Annotated in this window: 19 protein-coding genes; 11 read left to right on the top strand and 8 right to left on the bottom strand. The window is 67.2% G+C overall.

Translation table 11 applies throughout. The features are described from left to right. Positions 1-21: 21 nt before the first annotated feature. A complete protein-coding gene (mscL, locus tag SIL87_RS10195) occupies positions 22-480 on the top strand; it encodes a large conductance mechanosensitive channel protein MscL (protein ID WP_319614069.1) in 459 nt (152 codons plus the stop codon). Positions 481-491: 11 nt separating this feature from the next. Here the strand turns inward: mscL and SIL87_RS10190 are convergent, their stop codons facing one another. The 4 genes from SIL87_RS10190 to SIL87_RS10175 all read right to left on the bottom strand — a co-directional run bounded on the left by SIL87_RS10190 (position 492) and on the right by SIL87_RS10175 (position 5035). Next, positions 492-2003 carry a sensor histidine kinase gene (locus tag SIL87_RS10190; RefSeq protein WP_319614068.1) on the bottom strand — a complete coding sequence of 504 codons (1512 nt, stop codon included), beginning with the start codon at positions 2001-2003 and terminating at the stop codon, positions 492-494. 10 nt (positions 2004-2013) lie between these two features. Beyond that, positions 2014-2697 (bottom strand): response regulator transcription factor, encoded by a 684-nt coding sequence (locus tag SIL87_RS10185; RefSeq protein ID WP_319614067.1) that lies wholly within the window; start codon positions 2695-2697, stop codon positions 2014-2016. Then, positions 2697-3758: a S1C family serine protease gene (locus tag SIL87_RS10180; RefSeq protein WP_319614066.1), complete on the bottom strand. Its 1062-nt coding sequence runs from the start codon at positions 3756-3758 to the stop codon at positions 2697-2699. Before SIL87_RS10180 ends, SIL87_RS10185 begins: the two co-directional genes overlap by 1 nt. A gap of 134 nt (positions 3759-3892) precedes the next feature. Continuing rightward, positions 3893-5035 (bottom strand): UDP-galactopyranose mutase, encoded by a 1143-nt coding sequence (locus tag SIL87_RS10175; RefSeq protein ID WP_319614065.1) that lies wholly within the window; start codon positions 5033-5035, stop codon positions 3893-3895. Between the two features lie 249 nt (positions 5036-5284). On the opposite strand from SIL87_RS10175, the gene SIL87_RS10170 reads away from it, so the two are divergent. The 5 genes from SIL87_RS10170 (at position 5285) to ptsP (ending at position 9297) form a co-directional block, all read left to right on the top strand. Further along, on the top strand, positions 5285-5707 hold the full coding sequence (locus SIL87_RS10170) for an HPr kinase/phosphorylase (protein WP_319614064.1): 423 nt from the start codon (positions 5285-5287) through the stop codon (positions 5705-5707). After that, on the top strand, positions 5704-6681 hold the full coding sequence (gene rapZ / locus SIL87_RS10165) for an RNase adapter RapZ (protein WP_319614063.1): 978 nt from the start codon (positions 5704-5706) through the stop codon (positions 6679-6681). Before SIL87_RS10170 ends, rapZ begins: the two co-directional genes overlap by 4 nt. Continuing rightward, complete coding sequence (locus SIL87_RS10160) at positions 6678-7100, top strand: PTS sugar transporter subunit IIA (protein WP_319614062.1); 423 nt, start codon at positions 6678-6680, stop codon at positions 7098-7100. The genes rapZ and SIL87_RS10160 overlap by 4 nt, the downstream gene beginning before the upstream one ends. A gap of 46 nt (positions 7101-7146) precedes the next feature. Then, entirely contained in the window at positions 7147-7446 is a 300-nt protein-coding gene (locus SIL87_RS10155; RefSeq protein ID WP_319614061.1) for an HPr family phosphocarrier protein, read from the top strand. Positions 7447-7518: 72 nt separating this feature from the next. Continuing rightward, positions 7519-9297: a phosphoenolpyruvate--protein phosphotransferase gene (gene ptsP / locus SIL87_RS10150; RefSeq protein ID WP_319614060.1), complete on the top strand. Its 1779-nt coding sequence runs from the start codon at positions 7519-7521 to the stop codon at positions 9295-9297. A gap of 278 nt (positions 9298-9575) precedes the next feature. On the opposite strand, the gene SIL87_RS10145 is transcribed toward ptsP, so the two are convergent. Continuing rightward, positions 9576-10940, bottom strand: coding sequence for a formimidoylglutamate deiminase (locus tag SIL87_RS10145; RefSeq protein WP_319614059.1), 1365 nt, complete (start codon positions 10938-10940; stop codon positions 9576-9578). A 20-nt stretch (positions 10941-10960) separates the two neighbouring features. Here SIL87_RS10145 and hutI point away from each other — a divergent pair, with 20 nt between their 5' ends. The 4 genes from hutI to hutU are packed head-to-tail and all read left to right on the top strand — an operon-like array spanning position 10961 to position 16238. Further along, positions 10961-12226, top strand: a complete 1266-nt coding sequence (gene hutI, locus SIL87_RS10140) for an imidazolonepropionase (protein WP_319614058.1) — start codon at positions 10961-10963, stop codon at positions 12224-12226. Continuing rightward, positions 12223-13731 (top strand): histidine ammonia-lyase, encoded by a 1509-nt coding sequence (gene hutH, locus SIL87_RS10135; RefSeq protein ID WP_405055226.1) that lies wholly within the window; start codon positions 12223-12225, stop codon positions 13729-13731. Before hutI ends, hutH begins: the two co-directional genes overlap by 4 nt. Before the next feature lies 1 nt (position 13732). Next, positions 13733-14581 (top strand): N-formylglutamate deformylase, encoded by an 849-nt coding sequence (gene hutG / locus SIL87_RS10130; RefSeq protein ID WP_319614056.1) that lies wholly within the window; start codon positions 13733-13735, stop codon positions 14579-14581. Then, the gene (gene hutU, locus SIL87_RS10125; RefSeq protein WP_319614054.1) at positions 14562-16238 is read left to right on the top strand and encodes a urocanate hydratase; all 1677 of its coding nucleotides are present in this window, start codon (positions 14562-14564) and stop codon (positions 16236-16238) included. Before hutG ends, hutU begins: the two co-directional genes overlap by 20 nt. 20 nt (positions 16239-16258) lie before the next feature. On the opposite strand, the gene SIL87_RS10120 is transcribed toward hutU, so the two are convergent. Both SIL87_RS10120 and bluB read right to left on the bottom strand, forming a co-directional pair. After that, a complete protein-coding gene (locus SIL87_RS10120; protein WP_319614053.1) occupies positions 16259-16897 on the bottom strand; it encodes an SOUL family heme-binding protein in 639 nt (212 codons plus the stop codon). A gap of 42 nt (positions 16898-16939) precedes the next feature. After that, a complete protein-coding gene (gene bluB / locus SIL87_RS10115; RefSeq protein ID WP_319614052.1) occupies positions 16940-17599 on the bottom strand; it encodes a 5,6-dimethylbenzimidazole synthase in 660 nt (219 codons plus the stop codon). On the opposite strand from bluB, the gene cobC reads away from it, so the two are divergent. Then, entirely contained in the window at positions 17598-18146 is a 549-nt protein-coding gene (gene cobC / locus SIL87_RS10110; RefSeq protein ID WP_319614051.1) for an alpha-ribazole phosphatase family protein, read from the top strand. The two genes, bluB and cobC, sit on opposite strands and share 2 nt — an antisense overlap. On the opposite strand, the gene SIL87_RS10105 is transcribed toward cobC, so the two are convergent. Continuing rightward, entirely contained in the window at positions 18130-18921 is a 792-nt protein-coding gene (locus SIL87_RS10105; RefSeq protein ID WP_319614050.1) for an adenosylcobinamide-GDP ribazoletransferase, read from the bottom strand. The two genes, cobC and SIL87_RS10105, sit on opposite strands and share 17 nt — an antisense overlap. Position 18922: the final 1 nt, after the last annotated feature.

Below are 18922 nucleotides of genomic sequence, written 5' to 3'. Positions count from 1 at the left end.
CGAGCAGACAGGGAGATCGACGTGTCGCAATCGTTCCGGCCAAAAACCCCCGGTTGGGTGGACGAATTCAAGACTTTCCTGTTGCGCGGCAATGTCGTCGATCTCGCCGTCGCCGTCGTCATCGGTGCCGCCTTCACCGGCATCGTCTCCAGTCTGGTCGCCAATATCATCAACCCGGTGATCGGCCTGATCACCGGCGGCGTCGATTTCTCCAACCATTTCATCACCCTCAAGGGCACGGTCGAACCCACCCTCGCGGCAGCCAAGAAAGCCGGCGCGGTCACGCTGAACTACGGCCTGTTCATCAATGCGATCATCAATTTCGTCATCGTCGCCTTCGCGATCTTCTGGATGGTCCGGCTGATCCAGAAACTCTACCGCAAGCCGCCCCCGGCGCCCGCGGTCGAACCACCGCCGACGCCTTCGGAACTGTTGCTGACCGAAATCCGCGATCTGCTGAAATCGCGCCCCACCGTCTGATCCCGCGTTGCCTATGCCCCGCGCTGAGCGTCGGCCCCGCTCTGCGTCTCCGCCTTGCGAACCGTCTGGGCCCACAGCTTGATCCGCAAGGTCGCTTCCGGATTGAGCGCCCGGCGCGGCAGCACCAACACCGCCCGCAGTCCCGGCGCATTATCTTCGAGGCGCAACACCCCGCCATGCAACTGCGCGATCGCCGCAACCAGCGCGAGGCCGAGGCCGGTCCCCGGCGTCGAGCGTGCCAGTTCGCCCCGGTAGAACCGCTCGGTTGCGCGCGGGCGATCGGCTTCGGGAATCCCCGGCCCCTCATCCGCGATCTCGATCTCGATATCCGCCGCATCCATCCGCGCCGAAATGGCCACACGATGATCGGGCGGCGAAAATTTGATCGCGTTTTCCAGCAGATTCGCGACCGCCTGCTGGAGCATGTCCCGGTCGCCCACCATCGGCAGGTCGGGCGGCCAGCGGGTATCGATCGCAATGTGCCGCTCCTCGGCCACCGCCTCGAAAAACTCGGCCAGATCCTCCAGCACCAGGGTGAGATCGATATTGGCGAAAGCCGAGCGCCGGGCCCCCGCCTCGATCTCCGCGATCCGCAACAGCGCCTGAAACACCTTGACCACCCCGTCCAGTTCCCCGGTCGCCCGGTCGACCGCGCCGCGCAATTCCTCCTCGGTGCGCGCGTGGGAGGCAGCATCCTCCAGCCGAGCCCGCGCGCGCGTGATCGGCGTCCGTAAATCATGCGCAATCGCGTTCGATACTTCGCGCACCCCGTTCATCAGCTTGGTAATGCGGTCGAGCATGTCGTTGATGGTCTCGGCCAGCTCGTCGAACTCATCGCCATGACCCGACCGGCGCACCCGCTGCGTCAGATCGCCACGTGCGATCGCACGGGTCGTCGCGGAAATATCGGCCAGCGCCCGCTTGAACAGGCCGCGAATGATCAGCGCCCCGAGCGCGCCCAGCAGAACCATCGCCGCAAGCGCCCAGATCAACCCATCGCGCAGCAACCGGCGCAGTTGTGTCCGGGCGCTGACATCGCGCCCGACCAACAACTGGAAGCCCCCCGGCAGGTCGTAAAAACGCATCAGCGCATGCGATCGCTTGCCCGATCGCTCCACCGGCACCTGATACCAGACCTGCGGCGTATCGATGCCCTGCGGCCAGCGTGACAAATTCCCCGCAATCCGGTTGCCCAGCGGATCGACCAGCAGGTAGATCGCGTTCTCGTTGATATCCTCGTTGATCCGCCCGTCCAGCGTCAGCACCAGCGCCGAAAGGCCGCCGGTCTTGAAATGCGCCGCGAGGCCCCGCGCATCGGTCCTGATTGCCTCATGGGTCTGACGATCCAGCAGCCCGATCGTCGAATAGCGCAGCGACGCCGCCAGAAGGATTGTGGAAACCCCGAACACCAGCGCGTAAAGCACCGCGAACCGCACCCCGGCCGAACGCAACAGCCGCCGCCACCGCACCGGGCGGATTGCTGACGTCGTCGTCTCAGGCTGGTCGGGCGCGGATGAACTCATCCCGCCGGGCTCAGGGTTCCTCGACCCGCAGCATATACCCCGCATTACGCACCGTGTGCAGCAGCGGTGCCTCGAACGGCTTGTCGATCTTCTGGCGCAGGCGCGAGATATGCACATCGATCACGTTGGTCTGCGGGTCGAAATGATAATCCCACACGCCTTCCAGCAGCATGGTGCGGGTCACCACCTGCCCGGCATGGCGCATCAGATATTCCAGCAACCGGAACTCGCGTGGCTGCAGATCGATCTTCTGCCCCGCCCGCTTCACCCCGCGCGAAAGCAGATCCATCTCCAGATCGCCCACGCCGAGCCGCGTGGTCGGCCCCTCGCCCTCGCCCCGGCGCGACATCGCCTCGACCCGTGCGAGCAGTTCAGCGAAGGCGAACGGCTTGGTCAGGTAGTCGTCGCCCCCGGCCTTGAGCCCCTTCACCCGGTCATCGACCTGCCCGAGCGCCGAGAGAAACATCACCGGCGTCGCGTTGTCCTGCGCCCGCAGCGTTTCGAGCAACCGCAGCCCGTCGATCCCGCCCGGCAGCATCCGGTCGAGAATGATCGCATCGAAATTCTCCGATGCCGCCATGAACAGCCCGTCGCGCCCGTTATCGGCGTGCTCGACCGTATGCCCGGCCTCGCGCAGCCCTTTGACCACAAATCCGGCAACGTCCTTGTCGTCTTCCACTACGAGTATACGCATCAGTCACTCCCCAGTTCCGCCGGCCTGCGGCCGACTCTTACCGAAAGGTCGAACATCCGACCCCCCCGATCCATACGCAGATGCTCATCCGTTCCCGGCGGCACCGATGCGATCGCCCGGATGAGCGCGCTCGCATCGTTCACCGGCAGATGGTTGATCGCAAGCACGATGTCACCGGGCTGCAACCCGGCTCGACCCGCCGGACCCGAACTATCGACTCCCGTGAGCCGGACCCCCGGCCCGCTGGTGCGGTCCTGCACCGAAACCCCGAGCCAGCCGCGCGGAATGCTGCCATGGGCGATCAGCGCCGTCACGATCCGCCGCGCCATGTTCGAGGGGATCGCAAACCCGATCCCGACCGACCCGCCAGAAGGCGAGACGATGGCGGTATTCACCCCGATCACATGGCCCCGCATGTCGAATGACGGCCCACCCGAATTCCCCGGGTTGATCGGCGCATCGAGCTGCAGGAAATGATCGAACGGCCCATCGCCGATCTCCCGCCCCCGCGCCGAAATGATCCCGGCGGTGAACGAGGTACCAAGATCGAACGGATTGCCACCCGCGAGGATCCAGTCCCCCACCTGCATCCGCGCCGAATCGCCCCAGATCGCAAAGGGCAGATCCCGCCCGGTATCGATCCGGATGATCGCAAGATCGGTCAGCTGATCGGTGCCGATCACCTCCGCCTTCACCCGCCGCCCGTCATCCAGCGTCACCACGATCTCGGCGGCATTACCAACCACATGGTTGTTCGTGACGATGATGCCCGAGGCGGTGATGATGAACCCCGAACCGGCGGCCTTGCTCACCTCGGTCCCGGCATAATCCTGCGGACGGGTGCGCGGCTGACCGGGGATCGGCGCACGCGGCGATGGCAGGACCGGCGGCGAGGGGCGCGGCGCCCCGCTATATTGCGTGACCGAAACCCCGACCACGACGGGTGCGACCATCCGCACCAGCGGCGCGAAGCTCGAAGGCATCGCGCGCGCACGCCGCACCCGCAGCACGAAAGGTGCGACAACACTGGCGGCGATGATCGCGCGGCGTCGAGCCGGCATTCAGATTTCCTATCGTTGACCGGCACGGTTCTGAGCGGACAGACATGGTGACATGCCCTGTTCGGCACAAGATGAAGCCAGCCGGCTTTGCCTGGCGTTACGGCGACGTTACGAGCACGGCAGGCTGCGTCGGGTCAATCCCGCTCCGCCAGCCAGCGCCGCGCCGAAGCCAGCGATTGGTTGATGACCTGATCCATGTCGAGATACTGATAGGTGCCGCACCGGCCGATAAAGGCCATTTCAGGATTGGCTTTCGCGGCCAGTTCCTTGTATTTCAAATAAATATCATGAAACCGGTTGTCCGCGGTCCGCACCGGATAATACCGCTCGAACCCGTTATCCCGATAATCGCAGGGTTCCTCCGCCGTCACGGTGCGCCGTCCCGTTTCGGTCACGATATGGTGCGGCAGGCAGTCCCACCGCGTCTCGCGGGTCAGCGGCCCCGAATCGGTGAAATTGGTCACGCTCCACGCCTGCGGGGCCGCGTCGGTCGCCGTTCGGGTATGGAACCTGATCGAGCGATAGGGCAGTTCGCCTTCCTGATGTCCGTAAAACACATCGATCGGCATGGCGTTGAAACAGAACCCGTAATCGCCCAGCATGGCGTCATCGAACGCGGTTTCGAGCGTCACCCGGATATTCGCATGATCGAACATCCGCTCGAACACCGCAGTGTAACCATCACGCGGCATCATCTGGATCTCGTCATCGGCGAAATAGGTGTCGCTCCGGTCGGAGCGCAGCGGAATCCGCTTCACCACCGCAGCCGCCATGTCTTCGAGATCGAACTGCCACATCTTCTTCGTGTAGGGCCGGAAAAACAGATCGGTCAGGTCGCGCCCGATATTGGCATAGAGATATTCTGCGGCATTCGCCGGTGCGGCGATCGGCACCGCCACCCGCGCGAGATGCGCGGCCACCTCCTCCGCGGTCGTATAGCCGGTCCCGAACACCATGTTGACGGTATCGAGATTGATCGGCAGCGGCGCCAGCGCACCCGAAGGCAGCAACGCCCTGACCTTGTGGGAATAATCGACGAAGGTTCCATACGTCCGCAGCCAGTCGGCGACCGCCCGGTTCTTCGTGTGAAACAGATGCGGCCCGTAGGCATGCACCCTGATGCCGTTGGCATCGACGTGATCATAGGCATTGCCCGCAATATGAGGCCGCACGTCGATCACATCGACCCGGTAGCCCGCCTCGGCTAGCAGCCGGGCATGAACCGCCCCCGCAAAACCCGCCCCCACGATCAATACCGGCCGCCGCGCATCCATCATCGTCTCCAATCCAGTGTCGCAACAATTAGACCGTGATCCCCCCGCTGCCGCAAGCCGCCCCCGCCAACGCGCGCGCATTATTCGTCCATCCGGCAATTTTCCCTGGCAATTTATGGTTGTATCTACGGCTGCCCTCTCACGAAAAACGGGCTGAAATCATCAACATCTTACAAAATCATAAAGATTCGGACTGTTCTGTGCCATCTGCCCCTTTTGTTTCATCCCGAAACTTGCCACAATCCTGATACGATGGCTTTTCACGGTTCCTGCGCTGCGTTCGGCGATGATGCGGTGGTGCTGCTCGGTCCTCCGGGTTCCGGCAAATCGGATCTGTTGCTCCAACTGATCGATCGCGGCTTCGAACTCGTCGGTGACGATCAGTTCGAGCTCGATCGCGGGAGGGTGCGCCCCGCCTTTCGTCTCGATGGTCTGATGGAGGTGCGCGGTCTCGGCATTTTCCACCTGCCCCACCGCCCTTCGGCGCACCTCCGCCTCGCGGTCCACCTCGACGGTCCCGCCCCCCGGTTGCCGGAACCCCGCACCCATCCCGAATTCGGCATCCCCGAAATCCGGATCGATCCGGTCACGCCGACCGCCGCCATCCGCATCACCTGGGCGCTCGAAGCCGCCTGCGGCCGAAAAACCCAATCCTGCGGTGCCTTCGCCTCATGATGCCGCCGCCCCCCGCCCGCACCGTCCCACGCCTCATCGTGGTCAGCGGACTCTCCGGGGCCGGCAAAAACTCCGTCCTCCGCACCCTCGAAGACATCGGCTACGAGGCGGTCGACAATCCCCCCCTCAGCATGGTCGAAACCCTGATCGGCGCCGAACGCAACCTCGCGGTCGGGATCGACGCCAGGACCCGCGATTTCTCCGCCGAACAGATCATCGAAACCCTCGCCCGCCTGCGCCGCACCGGCACGATCCAGCCCGAACTGATCTTCACCATCGCCTCGACCGAAGTGCTCCAGCGCCGCTTCACCGAAACCCGCCGCCGTCATCCCCTTGCGCCGCAGGGCACGGTCGCCGAAGGCATCGCCACCGAACAGGATCTCACCAGCCGCCTGCGCGACTCGGCGGACTGGGTGATCGACACGTCGGACCTGCCGCTCGCCACCCTCCGCCGCATGATCGAGGCCCGTTTCGCGAGCGACGGCCCCGGCCTTGCCATCACCCTGATCTCCTTTGCCTTTCCCGCCGGCCTGCCGCGCGAGGCCGACCTCGTGTTCGACGCCCGCTTCCTGCGCAACCCGCATTACATACCCGACCTGCGTCCACAGACCGGCCTCGATGAGCCGGTTCGTGCCTATATCCGATCAGACCCGGATTACGCCGAATTCTGCGACCGCCTGGGCGGTCTCGTCGCCTTCATGCTGCCGCGCTTCGTGCGGGAAGGCAAAAAATACGCGACGATCGCAATCGGCTGCACCGGCGGGCGTCATCGCTCGGTCACCCTGATCGAGCACCTCGCCCGCCTGCTCCAGTCGCAGAACTGGACGGTCAGGATCGAACATCGCGAACTCGACGGGATCGCTTCGGAACGTCAGACCATTCAACAACCACCGCAGCCGGACAGCCGCCCGGCGGCGCAACCCGAAAATCCGGGTGGAATTCGGAGAATCCTCATGAGCGGAGCGTCGAAATGATCGGGCTCGTCCTGGTTAGCCACGGTAATCTCGGAGTCGCCCTGCGCGAGGCGATGGAGCATGTCGTCGGTCCGCAGCGCAACGTCGCGACCGTCTCGGTCGAAGCCGATGCCGACATCGAAACCCAGCGCCGCGAAATCGCCGAGCGGGTCGCCGAGGTCGATACCGGCGACGGTGTGGTGGTCCTGACCGACATGTTCGGCGGCACGCCGTGCAACCTGTCGATGTCGATGCTCAACCGCTCGAACGTCGAGGTGATCGCCGGCGTCAACCTGCCGATGCTGGTCAAGCTCGCGAAAATCCGCGGCAGCCACACCCTCGTCGATGCCGTCCACATCGCCGAAGCCGCCGGACGGAAATACATCGCCTGCGGTTCCGAGGTCGTCCACCCGATCACGCCCCGCCGCGCATGCGGCTGAGATTGCTGGCTTGATCCGATAATCGATGAACCATGATCGATGAACCATGACCGATGAAGAGGACGCCTCCTCGACCCGCCTGGTGCAGGAGGTCACAATCCGCAACACCCGTGGCCTGCACGCCCGCGCCGCCGCCAAACTCGTTACCCTCGCCGAAAAATTCAGCGCCTCGGTCGAGGTCTCGCGGGATGGTCAGTCGGTCTCCGCCCAATCGATCATGGGCCTGATGATGCTCGGCGCCGGCCAGGGCTCGACCGTCGAAATCGCCGCCGACGGGTGGGATGCCAAGGAAGCCATGGCCGCCGTGGTCGAATTGATCGATGCCGGGTTCTACGAAACCGGCTGACCCCATGTCCGCTTTGGCCGCGCCCGCTCTCGCCGTCCTTGATCTGCACGGGCTTTGCCCCGATGATCCGGCATGACAACGAGCCGCCCGCGGACACGCCGTCAAACCAGACTAACCGGCACCCCGATCGTCGCCGGTCTCGGCATCGGGCCGGTCACCTTTGCCGATGAGCCGGTCCTCGCCGCCCCGCGCCTGAAAATCGCGGCAACCGACATTGCCGGCGAGCTTCAGCAGTTCGAAGCCGCCGTCATCCAGTCCCGCCGCCAGCTCGAACGCCTGCACGCCCGCCTCGCCGCCCTGCCGGAAACCGCGCGAACCGAGCTTGCCCCCCTGATCGACGCCCATATCCACATGCTCGGCCGCTCCCGCCTGATGCGCGCGATCCGCAGCGCGATCGAGGAACGCCTGATCGCCGCCGCCACGGCGGTGGCCGATGTCGCCGAGGATCAGGCCCAGGCGGTCCTCGCCGCCCGCCGCACCGCCGATGATGGTGCCGCCCAGCGCCAGGCCGAGGAAATCCGCGAACTGGGCCGCCGCCTGCTCCGCAACCTGATCCGCCTGCCGTTCCGCAGCTTCGCCGATCTGCCGCACGGCAGCATCCTGGTGGTCGAACGGCTCCGCCCGTCGGATGCCGCCCTGATCAACCCGGCCCAGTTCGCCGGTATCGCGACCGAAGACGGCTCGCCCGACGATCATACCGCCGTCATGCTCCGCGCGATCGGCGTGCCCGCCGTCACCGGCATCGCCGGGCTGATCGCCGCCACCCGCGAAGGTGCCACCGCCATCCTCGATGGCGAAGCCGGCACCCTCATCCTCAACCCCACCGAAGCCAGCCTCACCGAAGCCGCGCGGCTGCGCGCCGGTTTCGCCCGCGCCCAGCGCAGCCTCGTCCGCCTCCGCCGTCTCGCCTGCGAAACGAGCGATCACGTCCCGATCGAATTGCAGGCCAATCTCGAACTCCCGTTCGAACTGCCGATGATCGCCCAGTCGGGTGCCTCCGGAATCGGGCTGATGCGCACCGAATTCCTGTTCATGAACCACGAAACCCTGCCCGACGAAGACCTCCAGTTCACCACCTACCGCGAAGCGGTGCAGGCGATGGACGGCGACCCGGTGACGATCCGCCTGCTCGACTGGGGCGGCGACAAGCAATCCGACGCTTCGGGCGCCGCCGAACTCATGCCGGATGTCCACGAACCCAACCCCGCCCTCGGCCTGCGCGGGGTGCGCCTGCTGCTCCACCATCCCGCTTTGCTCGAACTCCAGCTCGCGGCCATCCTCCGCGCCGCCGCCTACGGCCATGTGCGGATCATGATCCCGATGGTCAGCAGTCTCGGCGAACTCACCGAAGTGCGCGCCGCCCTGCACCGGGTCTGGCGCCGGCTTCAGGCAGCGCAGACCCGCCTGCCCGCCGAACTTCCGGCACTCGGCGTCATGATCGAAACCCCCGCCGCCGCCCTGATCGCCCGCACGCTCGCCGCCGAAGCCGCCTTCTTCGCGATCGGCACCAACGACCTCACAATGTACACCCTCGCGGTCGATCGCTCGGTCGCCACCGCCAACCGCCTCTACGACCCGCTCGACCCCGCAGTCCTCCGCCTGATCGCAATGACGGTCCACGCCGCCCGGGCTTTCGCCATCCCGGTCTCCCTCTGCGGCGAACTCGCGAGCCGCGCCGAAACCATCCCGCTCCTGATCGGCCTCGGTCTCCGCCAGTTCTCGATGCATGGCGGGGCAATCCTGCGGATCAAGCGCGTCGTCCGGACGACCGATCTCACCGAGGCGCAGACCCTCGCCGCCGCCGCCCTCGCCGCACCCACCGCCGCCGACGTCCACGCCCTGCTCACCTGATCCGGAACGCCCGGAAATCACCGATGATGCCAATTCGTTATTGAAACCCCGGCAGGCAGACCTTAAACGTAAAGATACCCGCTCGATAACAAGCCAGCCTCATCGGTCGGGCCTCACGATCAAACGAACAAACATGAGGAACAAACCGATGGACCCCATCTTCATCTGGATCTGGATCTTGATCGCCCCCGCTATCGCCATCGTTCTGCTCGGCGCGCGCTAACCCGCCACCGATCGGCACAAGTATCGGCGCGCCCCGATCCGGACGCGCCGATACCTCACAATGTTTCGGCCAACCGCCGCAGCACCGGTCGAAACCGTGCCGCCACCGCTTCCCGCGCGTGGTGCGCCCCCCGCTCGACCCGCAGATCCCCCCCGGCATAAACCCGATCGATCACCCGCCTCCCACCCACGAACACGAAATGATCCAGCCACAGGGACGGCGGCAGCGCCGCGAGATCCGACCCGTCCCGATCGAGCACAATAATATCCGCCCGCGCCCCGGTCTCGAACCGGCCCATTGCCTGACCGCTCGCGCGCCGCCCGCCATCCCAAGCCCGCCGCAGCAGTGCCGCCCCCGCCGAGCCCTCTGGGCTGAGCACCACCCGGCGCTGATCCCGCAACCGCTGCGAGGTATCGAACTGCCGCAATTCCTCTGCGGCATCGATCCGGATCAACGAATCGCTCCCGATCGCGAACCGTCCGCCCGCCGCCAGAAACGCCGGCCCCGGAAAAATCCCGTCGCCCAGATCCGCCTCGGTCAACGGGCATAGCCCGACCACCGCCCCGCTGCGGGCCAGGCCGCCAATCTCGGCATTATCAATATGCGTCGCATGGATCAGGCACCACCGCCCATCCACCCCGGCCCGATCGAGCAACCACGCCACCGGCCTCGCCCCGAGCCCCGCCACGCACGCCTCGACCTCGGCCACCTGCTCCGCCGCATGGATATGAACCGGCCCCGCCGGAAACATCGCCCCGATCCGCGCCACATCCTCAGGCCGCGCCGCCCGCAGCGAATGCGGTGCCACCCCGAGCACCGCCCCCGGCATCTCCCGCCGCAGAATCCCGGCAATCTCCTCATGCAGCCGCCCGAACGCATCGATCCCGTTGATGAACCGCCGCTGCCCCGGCTCGAAGGCCAGCCCGATCCCGCCCGCGCTATACAGGCACGGCAGCATGGTCAGCCCGATCCCGCTCGCCCGCGCCGCCGCCACGATCCGCCCGGCCAACTCCGCCCGATCGGCATAAGCCGCACCCGAGCGGTCATGATGCAGGTAATGAAACTCACCGACCACGGTGAACCCCGCCTCCAGCATCTCGACATAAGCCATCGCCGCCACCGCCTCGACCTCATCGGGATCGAGTTCATTGGCGATGCGGTACATCACATGCCGCCACGACCAGAAATCCTCGCCGGGCCGGTTGCCACGCTCGGCCAGCCCCGCCATCGCCCGCTGGAACGCATGGCTATGAACGTTCGCCAGCCCCGGCATCGCAGCGCCCGGCACAATCTCGGCTTCCTCGGCCGGCACGCCCACCCGCACGGCGGCAATCATCCCCGCCGCATCAATGTCGAGCGCCACCCGCTCCTGCCACCGCTCATCAACCCAGGCCCAGTCGAACCACAAACAACGTGTCATCGCAGCCTCCGGCATCGGACTTGAACAAGTTTCGCGACCAGTTGTATATACAACTGATGAACTCCGGCAAAGGGGGCGACATGATCTGCGACCGGCTCTGGATCAACGCGAATCTGGCCACCTGCGCCGCCGCCGCGCCTGGCCTCGCCCGGATCGAACGCGGCGCGATCGCCTGCCGCGAAGGCAAAATCATCTGGTGCGGCCCCCAGCGCGACCTGCCTGCGACCCTCACAGCACCCGAAATCATCGACTGCGAAGGCCGCTGGATCACCCCCGGCCTGATCGACCCCCACACCCATCTGATCTTCGCGGGCGACCGCTCGGACGAATTCGCCCGCCGCCTCGCGGGCGTTCCCTATGCCGACATCGCCCGCGGCGGCGGCGGCATCCTCGCCAGCATGCGCGCCACCCGCGCCGCCTCCTTATCCCGGCTCCACGCCGATGCCGCACACCGCCTCGCCGCCTGGCGCGTCGAAGGCGTCACCACCATCGAGATCAAATCCGGCTACGGGCTCGACCAGACCACCGAACTCGCCATCCTCCGCACCGCCCGCGCGCTGAACGATGCCACCATGCGCGTCCGCACCACCTATCTCGGTGCCCACGCACTCCCGCCCGAGCACGACCGCGCCACCTATCTCGACCTGATCCGCACCACCATGATCCCGATGATCGCCCGCGACCACCTCGCCGACGCGGTGGACGGGTTCTGCGAATCCATCGCCTTCACCCCCGCCGAAATCGCCGAAATCTTCGAAGCCGCCCGGTCGCACGGCCTGCCCGTGAAACTCCACGCCGATCAACTCAGCAACGGCGGCGGTGCCGCCCTCGCCGCCCGCTTCGCCGCACTCTCCGCCGATCACCTCGAATACGCGGCCCCCGAAGGCCTCGCCGCCATGGCCGCCGCCGGCACCGTCGCCGTGGTGCTGCCCGGTGCCTATTACGTACTGCGCGAGCCGGTCGCCCCCGATATCGCCGCCATGCGCCACGCCGGCTGCGCCATCGCGATCGGCACCGATTGCAACCCCGGCACCTCGCCGATCATGTCGCTCCGCCTCTGCGCCCACATGGCCTGCGTCCTGTTCGGCCTCACCCTCGACGAAGCCTGGCGCGGCATCACCATCAACGCGGCAAGCGCTCTCGGCCTCGCCGCCGAGACCGGTTCGCTCGAAACCGGCAAATCCTGCGACCTCGCGATCTGGTCGGTCGCCGACCCCGCCGAAATCCTCGCCTGGATCGGCCCCGCGCCCCTGCACCAGCGTATCCTGAAGGGAAACGACGCATGATCACCCTGAACCCCGGCCATATGTCAGTCTCCCACTGGCGCGCGATCCAGACCGGCGAACACCTCACCCTCACCGGCGAAAGCCGCGCAGCGATCGCCGCCAGTGCCGCCACCGTCGCCGCGATCGTCCAGCGCGACGACGCGGTCTACGGCATCAACACCGGCTTCGGCCTGCTCGCCTCGACGCGGATCGACCGCGCCGACCTCGCGACCCTGCAACGCAACCTCGTCCTCTCCCACGCCGCCGGCGTCGGCGATCCCCTGCCCGCCCCCATCATCCGCCTGATCCTCGGCCTGAAAATCGTAAGCCTCGCCCACGGCGCCTCCGGCATCCGCCCCGAAACGATCGATGCCCTGATCGCCCTGCTCACGCACGACATCCTCCCGGTCATCCCCGCCCAGGGCTCGGTCGGTGCGTCGGGCGATCTCGCGCCCCTCGCCCACATGACCTGCTGCCTGCTCGGCATCGGCGACGCCATCGTTCACGACGTGCGCAAACCCGCCGCCACCGCCCTCGCCGAAGCCGGGCTCGCCCCGCTCACCCTCGGCCCGAAGGAAGGCCTCGCCTTGCTCAACGGCACCCAGGTCTCCACCGCCATCGCGCTCACCGCCCTGTTCGCCGCACAGGATCTCTGCCAGTCCGCCCTGATCACCGGCGCGCTGAGCACCGATGCCGCCCGTGGCTCCGATGCCCCGTTCGATCCCCGTATCCACGCCCTGCGCGGCCATCCCGGCCAGATCGAGGTTGCCGCCACCCTTCGCCGCCTGATCGCGAACAGCGAAATCCGCGATTCCCACCGCATCGGCGATCCCCGGGTGCAGGACCCCTACTGCCTGCGCTGCCAGCCGCAGGTGATGGGCGCGGTCTTCGACCTGCTGGCCCAGGTCGAACGCACCCTGACCATCGAAGCCAATGGCGTGACCGACAATCCCCTGGTCTTCGCCGCCGAGGGCGAGGTTATCTCCGGCGGCAATTTCCACGCCGAACCGGTCGCCTTCGCCGCCGACCTGCTGGCTCTGGCCCTCGCTGAGACCGGCTCGATCGCGGAACGCCGCATCGCCATGCTGGTCGATCCCGCCCATTCCGGCCTGCCCGCCTTCCTGACCCCGAAACCCGGCCTCAACTCCGGCTACATGATCGCCCATGTCACCGCCGCCGCCCTTACCGCCGAAAACCGCATGATGGCCCACCCCGCCAGCATCGATTCCATCCCGACCTCCGCCAATCAGGAAGACCATGTCTCGATGGCGACCCACGGTGCCCGCCGCAGCCTGCAAATGACCGAAAACCTCGCCGCCATCCTCGGCATCGAATACCTCGTCGCCTGCCAGGCGCTCGACTGTCTCGCCCCGCTGCAAACCAGCGCCCCGCTCCGCGCCGCCCACGCACTGCTGCGCCGCGAAATCCCCCCTTTGACCGACGACCGGCTGCTGGCACCCGATATCGACCACGCCCGCCATCTGGTCGCGAGCGGTGCCTTGCGCGCAATCGCCAAGGCGAACTGACATGCCACCCCCCGATTTCATCGCCCACCGCCAAGGCGAGTCCCGCCTGATCCTCAGCCTGCCCCATACCGGCACCGAGCTTCCCGCCGATATCGCGGATCGCTACACATCGCCCTGGCAGGCCCGCGCCGATACCGACTGGTGGGTCGAACACCTCTACGATTTCGCCGAGGCGCAGGACATCACCATCATCCGCACCCGGATCTCCCGCAGCGTGATCGACGTCAACCGCGACCCTTCCGGTGCCTCGCTCTACCCCGGCATGGCCACCACCGGCCTCTGCCCCGTCCTCGATTTCGACGGCAACCCCCTCTACCACCCCGACACCGAACCCGACGAAGCCGAAATCGACCACCGCCGCACCCGCTATTTCCAGCCCTATCACGACCTCCTCGCCACCGAGATCGCCCGGCTCCGCGCCCTGCACCCCGCCATCGTCCTGTTCGACGCCCATTCGATCCGCTCGCACATCCCCCGCCTGTTCGAAGGTGAACTCCCGGTCTGCAACATCGGCACCAATAACGATGCCAGCGCCGCCCCCGCCCTGACCCGCTCGCTCGCCGCCGCCTGCGCCGCCAGCCCGTTCAGCCACGTCGTCAATGGCCGCTTCAAAGGCGGCTACATCACCCGCCACTACGGCAACCCGCCGGACGGCGTCCACGCCGTCCAGCTCGAACTCGCCTGCCGCGCCTATATCGACGAACCGCCCCTGCCGATCACCCCGGCCAACTGGCCACCCCCCTACGAACCCGCGCGCGCCGCGCCGATCCGCACCCTCCTGCGCCGCATCATCGATCTCTGCCTCACCCACATTCTCACGGAGTCCCGCGATGTCCAGCCGCCTCGATAACGCAAGGACCATCCGCGCCCCGCGCGGCACCACCCTCACCGCCCGCTCCTGGCTCACCGAAGCGCCCTTGCGGATGCTGATGAACAATCTCGACGCCGAGGTTGCCGAACGCCCCGAGGAACTCATCGTCTATGGCGGCATCGGCCGCGCCGCCCGCGACTGGAACAGCTACGACCGCATCGTCGCCGCCCTCACCACCCTTGAGTCCGACCAGACCCTGCTGGTCCAGTCCGGCAAGCCGGTCGGCGTCTTCCGCACCCACGCGGATGCCCCGCGCGTCCTGATCGCCAACTCCAACCTCGTGCCCCAATGGGCCAACTGGGAGCATTTCAACGAACTCGATCGCCGTGGCCTCATGATGTACGGGCAGATGACGGCGGGATCATGGATCTATATCGGCTCGCAGGGCATCGTGCAGGGCACCTACGAAACCTTCGTCGAAGCCGGACGCCAGCATTATGACGGCAACCTTGCAGGACGCTGGATTCTCACCGGCGGCCTCGGCGGCATGGGCGGCGCCCAGCCGCTCGCGGCCACTATGGCCGGCGCCTCGATGCTCGCGGTCGAATGTTCCGCCACCCGCATCGACATGCGCCTGCGCACCCGCTACCTCGACGCCCAGGCCCGTACCCTCGATGAGGCGATGGCCATGCTCGACCACGCGAAAGCCGCCGGCAAACCGGTCTCGATCGGCCTGCTCGGCAACGCCGCCGAGATTTTCCCCGAAATCCTCGCGCGCGGCATCCGCCCGGACATGGTGACCGACCAGACCTCCGCCCACGACCCGCTCAACGGCTACCTCCCCGCCGGCTGGACCCTCGCCGAATGGGAAGACCGCCGCGCCACCGACCCCGATGCCGTCACCGCCGCCGCCAAACGCTCGATGGCCGATCAGGTCCGCGCCATGCTCGGCTTCTGGCGTCAGGGCATCCCGGTGCTCGATTACGGCAACAACATCCGCGCGATGGCGAAGGATGTCGGCGTGACCGACGCGTTCGACTTCCCCGGCTTCGTCCCCGCCTATATCCGCCCGCTATTCTGCCGGGGCATCGGCCCGTTCCGCTGGGCCGCCCTGTCCGGCGACCCGGAGGACATCTACCGCACCGATGCGAAAGTGAAGGAACTGATCCCCGACAATCCCCACCTTCACCACTGGCTCGACCTCGCGCGCGAACGCATCGCCTTTCAGGGCCTGCCCGCGCGGATCTGCTGGGTCGGCCTCGGCGACCGCCACCGCCTCGGTCTCGCCTTCAACGAAATGGTCGCCAACGGCGAGCTTTCCGCCCCCATCGTCATCGGCCGCGACCACCTCGATTCCGGCTCGGTCGCCAGTCCCAACCGCGAAACCGAAGCCATGCGCGACGGGTCGGACGCCGTGTCCGACTGGCCCCTGCTCAACGCCCTGCTCAACTGCGCCTCTGGAGCCACCTGGGTTTCCCTGCACCATGGCGGCGGCGTCGGCATGGGCTACTCCCAGCACGCCGGCATGGTCATCGTGGCGGACGGCACCGAAGCCGCCGCCGCCCGCCTCGCCCGCGTCCTCTGGAACGACCCCGCCACCGGCGTGATGCGCCACGCCGACGCCGGCTACGAAACCGCGATCGACTGTGCCCGCACCCACGCCCTCGACCTCCCGTTCCTGCGCCCCGGGGATTAACCCCCGCGCCGCCCGGCCGATCACCCCGGCTCGCGCTTCACTGGCACCGCCGCCTCGTTGCGCCGCAGGAACGGGATCGTCCAGGGCGGATCATAGAACCACGCGGTCGGCTCGCCATCGGGCTGCCAGACCGAGGATTTCAACGCCGCCAGCAGCCGCGCCTGTTCGCGCGCCACCGCAGCCGGGCTCGGCACCCCGGAAAACCGCAGCACGGCGTAGGTCTCCGGCGGCACTGGCACCAGATGCACCTGCGGATCGTTGGGAACCGGCAGCGTCTCCATCGTATACCCCGGCGGCATGAAAAACCTGATCGTCCATGCCCCGGCTCCCGCCGCCGATTGCGCAACCGGCGCGGTCATCGCGATCTTTTCCGAAGCCGACTGCGCAACCGGAGCGGTCATCGCAATCTTCGCCCGCGCCTTGTTGCCCCCGAAAATATACCCGGCCAACCGGCGGAATCCCTGATACCGCGCATGTTCCGCACTGCCCGCAATCGTGGTCTCCGCCGCGATGCGCGGCGCATAGCGCCGGATCTCGATGGTGCCGACATGGCCGATCACGCTGTATTTCGGCTCCGGCGTCCCCGAGCGGATACCCACCACCGAACACGCGCTCAGCGCGGCACTCATCACCATCGGCGCGATCGATTTCGCTTTCACCTCGGCATCTCCTCGTTGCTGTCTCCCATATAGGGTGGCCGCTCACCGGCGACAGATCACCGCCTCGACCGGCTGCGCCCGTTCCCACCCACGCCGTTCGAGTTCCGGCGTCTCATGCCGCTCCTGCGGATAGCCGATGCACAAATACCCGATCAGACGCCACTGCTCCGGCACATCGAGCGCCGAGCACACCGCCTGCGGATCGAGGATCGAAACCCATCCCACCCCCACGCCCGCCGCCCGCGCCGCAAGCCACAGCGTATGGATCGCCATGACCACCGAATAGGCCACGGTCTCCGGCATGGTCTGGCGTCCCAGCCCGTGCCCGGTCACCGGATCGGGTTCGGCGAACACCGCGACATGGCAGGGCGCGTCATCGAGCCCGGCGAGCTTGAGCCGGGCATAATCCGCCGATCGTCCCGCCTCGTATCCCGCCGCCGCCGCAGCATTGGCCGCAACGAAACTCGCCCGCACCGCCCCCCGCGCGCGCGCACTCTCCACGATCACGAACCGCCACGGCTGGCTGTAACCCACCGAAGGCGACAGGCACGCCACCCCGAGCAGCTCCTCGATCAACCCGTCCGGCAGCGCATCGGTCCGAAAATGCCGGACATCGCGCCTTAGCGTGAACAAGCGGATCAACTCCCCGGCAAAACCCGCCAAAAATTCCGACTCGTCCGCATTTGCTACACTCGCCGCCATGAACCTACCTCTCCCAACCCCGCGCTTCGCCCTGCTGCGCCACCCGAAACCCGACATCGCGCCCGGCATCTGCTACGGGCGCAGCAATCTCGGCCTCGCCCCCGAAGGCCACGCCGCCATCGCCGCCATCACCGCGCGCCTCGCTCATTTCGCCCCCACCGCCATCCTGACCAGCCCCGCCCTGCGCTGCCGCCTCCTCGCCGATGCCATCGGCACCGCCCACCACCTCACGCCCACCATCGATCCGGCTTTGCACGAGATCGATTTCGGCGCGTGGGAAGGAATGGCGTGGAACGACATCCCCCGCCCCGCGCTCGACCGCTGGGCCACCGACCCGCTCGATTTCGCTCCACCCGGCGGCGAATCCGGTGCGGCCCTGCTCGCCCGCATCACCACCATCGCCGCCCGCCTGCGCGAAATACCCGGTGCCGTCATCATCGTCTCCCATGGCGGCCCGCTCAAATTATTGATCCCCCTGCTGCGCGGCGAACCGCCCGACCTTCTGGCCCACGCCCCGGCGCAGGGCTCGATCACCCTGATCCCATAACCCGGAACCCGCCCTTCGCCATCACCCCGGCCAACAGGCTCAGCACCACACATTCCACGATGATTTCCAACCCGCCCAGCGTATCGCCGGTATATCCACCGATCGCGCGCCGCCCCACGCCGCGCCACCACCACGCGAGCCCCCCGGTCACTGCCAGCACGAGCACCGCACGAACCACGCCGAGCAGCACCACGCACACCAGCGCCGCACTCCCCGCCGCCGTCCACGCCGCATGGCGCGGTATCGGCCCGATCCCTGCGGCCAACCCGTCCCGCCGCGCCGGTTCCCCGCGCCACATCACCAGCACCATCGCCATCCGCCCCAACATCCCCGCCGAAACCACCCCCGCCGCCACTACTCCCGGGATTCCGAGTGCCGCGATCGCCGCCCCCCGCACCCCGAGCGAAAGCATCAGCGCCAGCGCCCCGTAACTGCCGATCCGGCTGTCGCGCATGATCTCCAGCCGCCGCGTCACACTCTGGCCCCCCGCGAGCCCATCCGCACTATCCGCCAGCCCGTCCTCGTGCAGCGCGCCGGTCACCAGCCCGTTGACCACCAGCGCCCAGAACGCCGCGAGCAAAGGCGACATCCCGGCCTCGCTCGCCAGCGCATACCCCATGGCCGCGATCAGCCCGACCACCCCACCCACCAGCGGATACGCCCGGACGCTTTGCGCCTGATCGACCTCATCCGGCCCCGGCAGATAGCGCCCGAGCGGCAAGCGGGTCAGCAGCCCCATCGCCGCCAGCAACTCCGCCCCCCGGCGCGATCTCATG

The organism is Acidiphilium acidophilum (assembly GCF_033842475.1).
GTDB lineage: Bacteria > Pseudomonadota > Alphaproteobacteria > Acetobacterales > Acetobacteraceae > Acidiphilium > Acidiphilium acidophilum.
The sequence above is the reverse complement of the archived record's forward strand: the minus strand, read 5'-3'. Positions and strand labels throughout refer to the sequence as shown.

What these genes read in the sequence shown, in the direction of transcription:
- SIL87_RS10190 (WP_319614068.1), bottom strand. Translation starts at nt 2,003, where the DNA reads ATGAGTTCATCCGCGCCCGACCAGCCTGAGACGACGACGTCAGCAATC.
- SIL87_RS10185 (WP_319614067.1), bottom strand. Translation starts at nt 2,697, where the DNA reads ATGCGTATACTCGTAGTGGAAGACGACAAGGACGTTGCCGGATTTGTG.
- SIL87_RS10180 (WP_319614066.1), bottom strand. Translation starts at nt 3,758, where the DNA reads ATGCCGGCTCGACGCCGCGCGATCATCGCCGCCAGTGTTGTCGCACCT.
- SIL87_RS10175 (WP_319614065.1), bottom strand. Translation starts at nt 5,035, where the DNA reads ATGATGGATGCGCGGCGGCCGGTATTGATCGTGGGGGCGGGTTTTGCG.
- SIL87_RS10170 (WP_319614064.1), top strand. Translation starts at nt 5,285, where the DNA reads ATGGCTTTTCACGGTTCCTGCGCTGCGTTCGGCGATGATGCGGTGGTG.
- rapZ (WP_319614063.1), top strand. Translation starts at nt 5,704, where the DNA reads ATGATGCCGCCGCCCCCCGCCCGCACCGTCCCACGCCTCATCGTGGTC.
- SIL87_RS10160 (WP_319614062.1), top strand. Translation starts at nt 6,678, where the DNA reads ATGATCGGGCTCGTCCTGGTTAGCCACGGTAATCTCGGAGTCGCCCTG.
- SIL87_RS10155 (WP_319614061.1), top strand. Translation starts at nt 7,147, where the DNA reads ATGACCGATGAAGAGGACGCCTCCTCGACCCGCCTGGTGCAGGAGGTC.
- ptsP (WP_319614060.1), top strand. Translation starts at nt 7,519, where the DNA reads ATGACAACGAGCCGCCCGCGGACACGCCGTCAAACCAGACTAACCGGC.
- SIL87_RS10145 (WP_319614059.1), bottom strand. Translation starts at nt 10,940, where the DNA reads ATGACACGTTGTTTGTGGTTCGACTGGGCCTGGGTTGATGAGCGGTGG.
- hutH (WP_405055226.1), top strand. Translation starts at nt 12,223, where the DNA reads ATGATCACCCTGAACCCCGGCCATATGTCAGTCTCCCACTGGCGCGCG.
- hutG (WP_319614056.1), top strand. Translation starts at nt 13,733, where the DNA reads ATGCCACCCCCCGATTTCATCGCCCACCGCCAAGGCGAGTCCCGCCTG.
- hutU (WP_319614054.1), top strand. Translation starts at nt 14,562, where the DNA reads ATGTCCAGCCGCCTCGATAACGCAAGGACCATCCGCGCCCCGCGCGGC.
- cobC (WP_319614051.1), top strand. Translation starts at nt 17,598, where the DNA reads ATGAACCTACCTCTCCCAACCCCGCGCTTCGCCCTGCTGCGCCACCCG.
- bluB (WP_319614052.1), bottom strand. Translation starts at nt 17,599, where the DNA reads ATGGCGGCGAGTGTAGCAAATGCGGACGAGTCGGAATTTTTGGCGGGT.
- SIL87_RS10105 (WP_319614050.1), bottom strand. Translation starts at nt 18,921, where the DNA reads ATGAGATCGCGCCGGGGGGCGGAGTTGCTGGCGGCGATGGGGCTGCTG.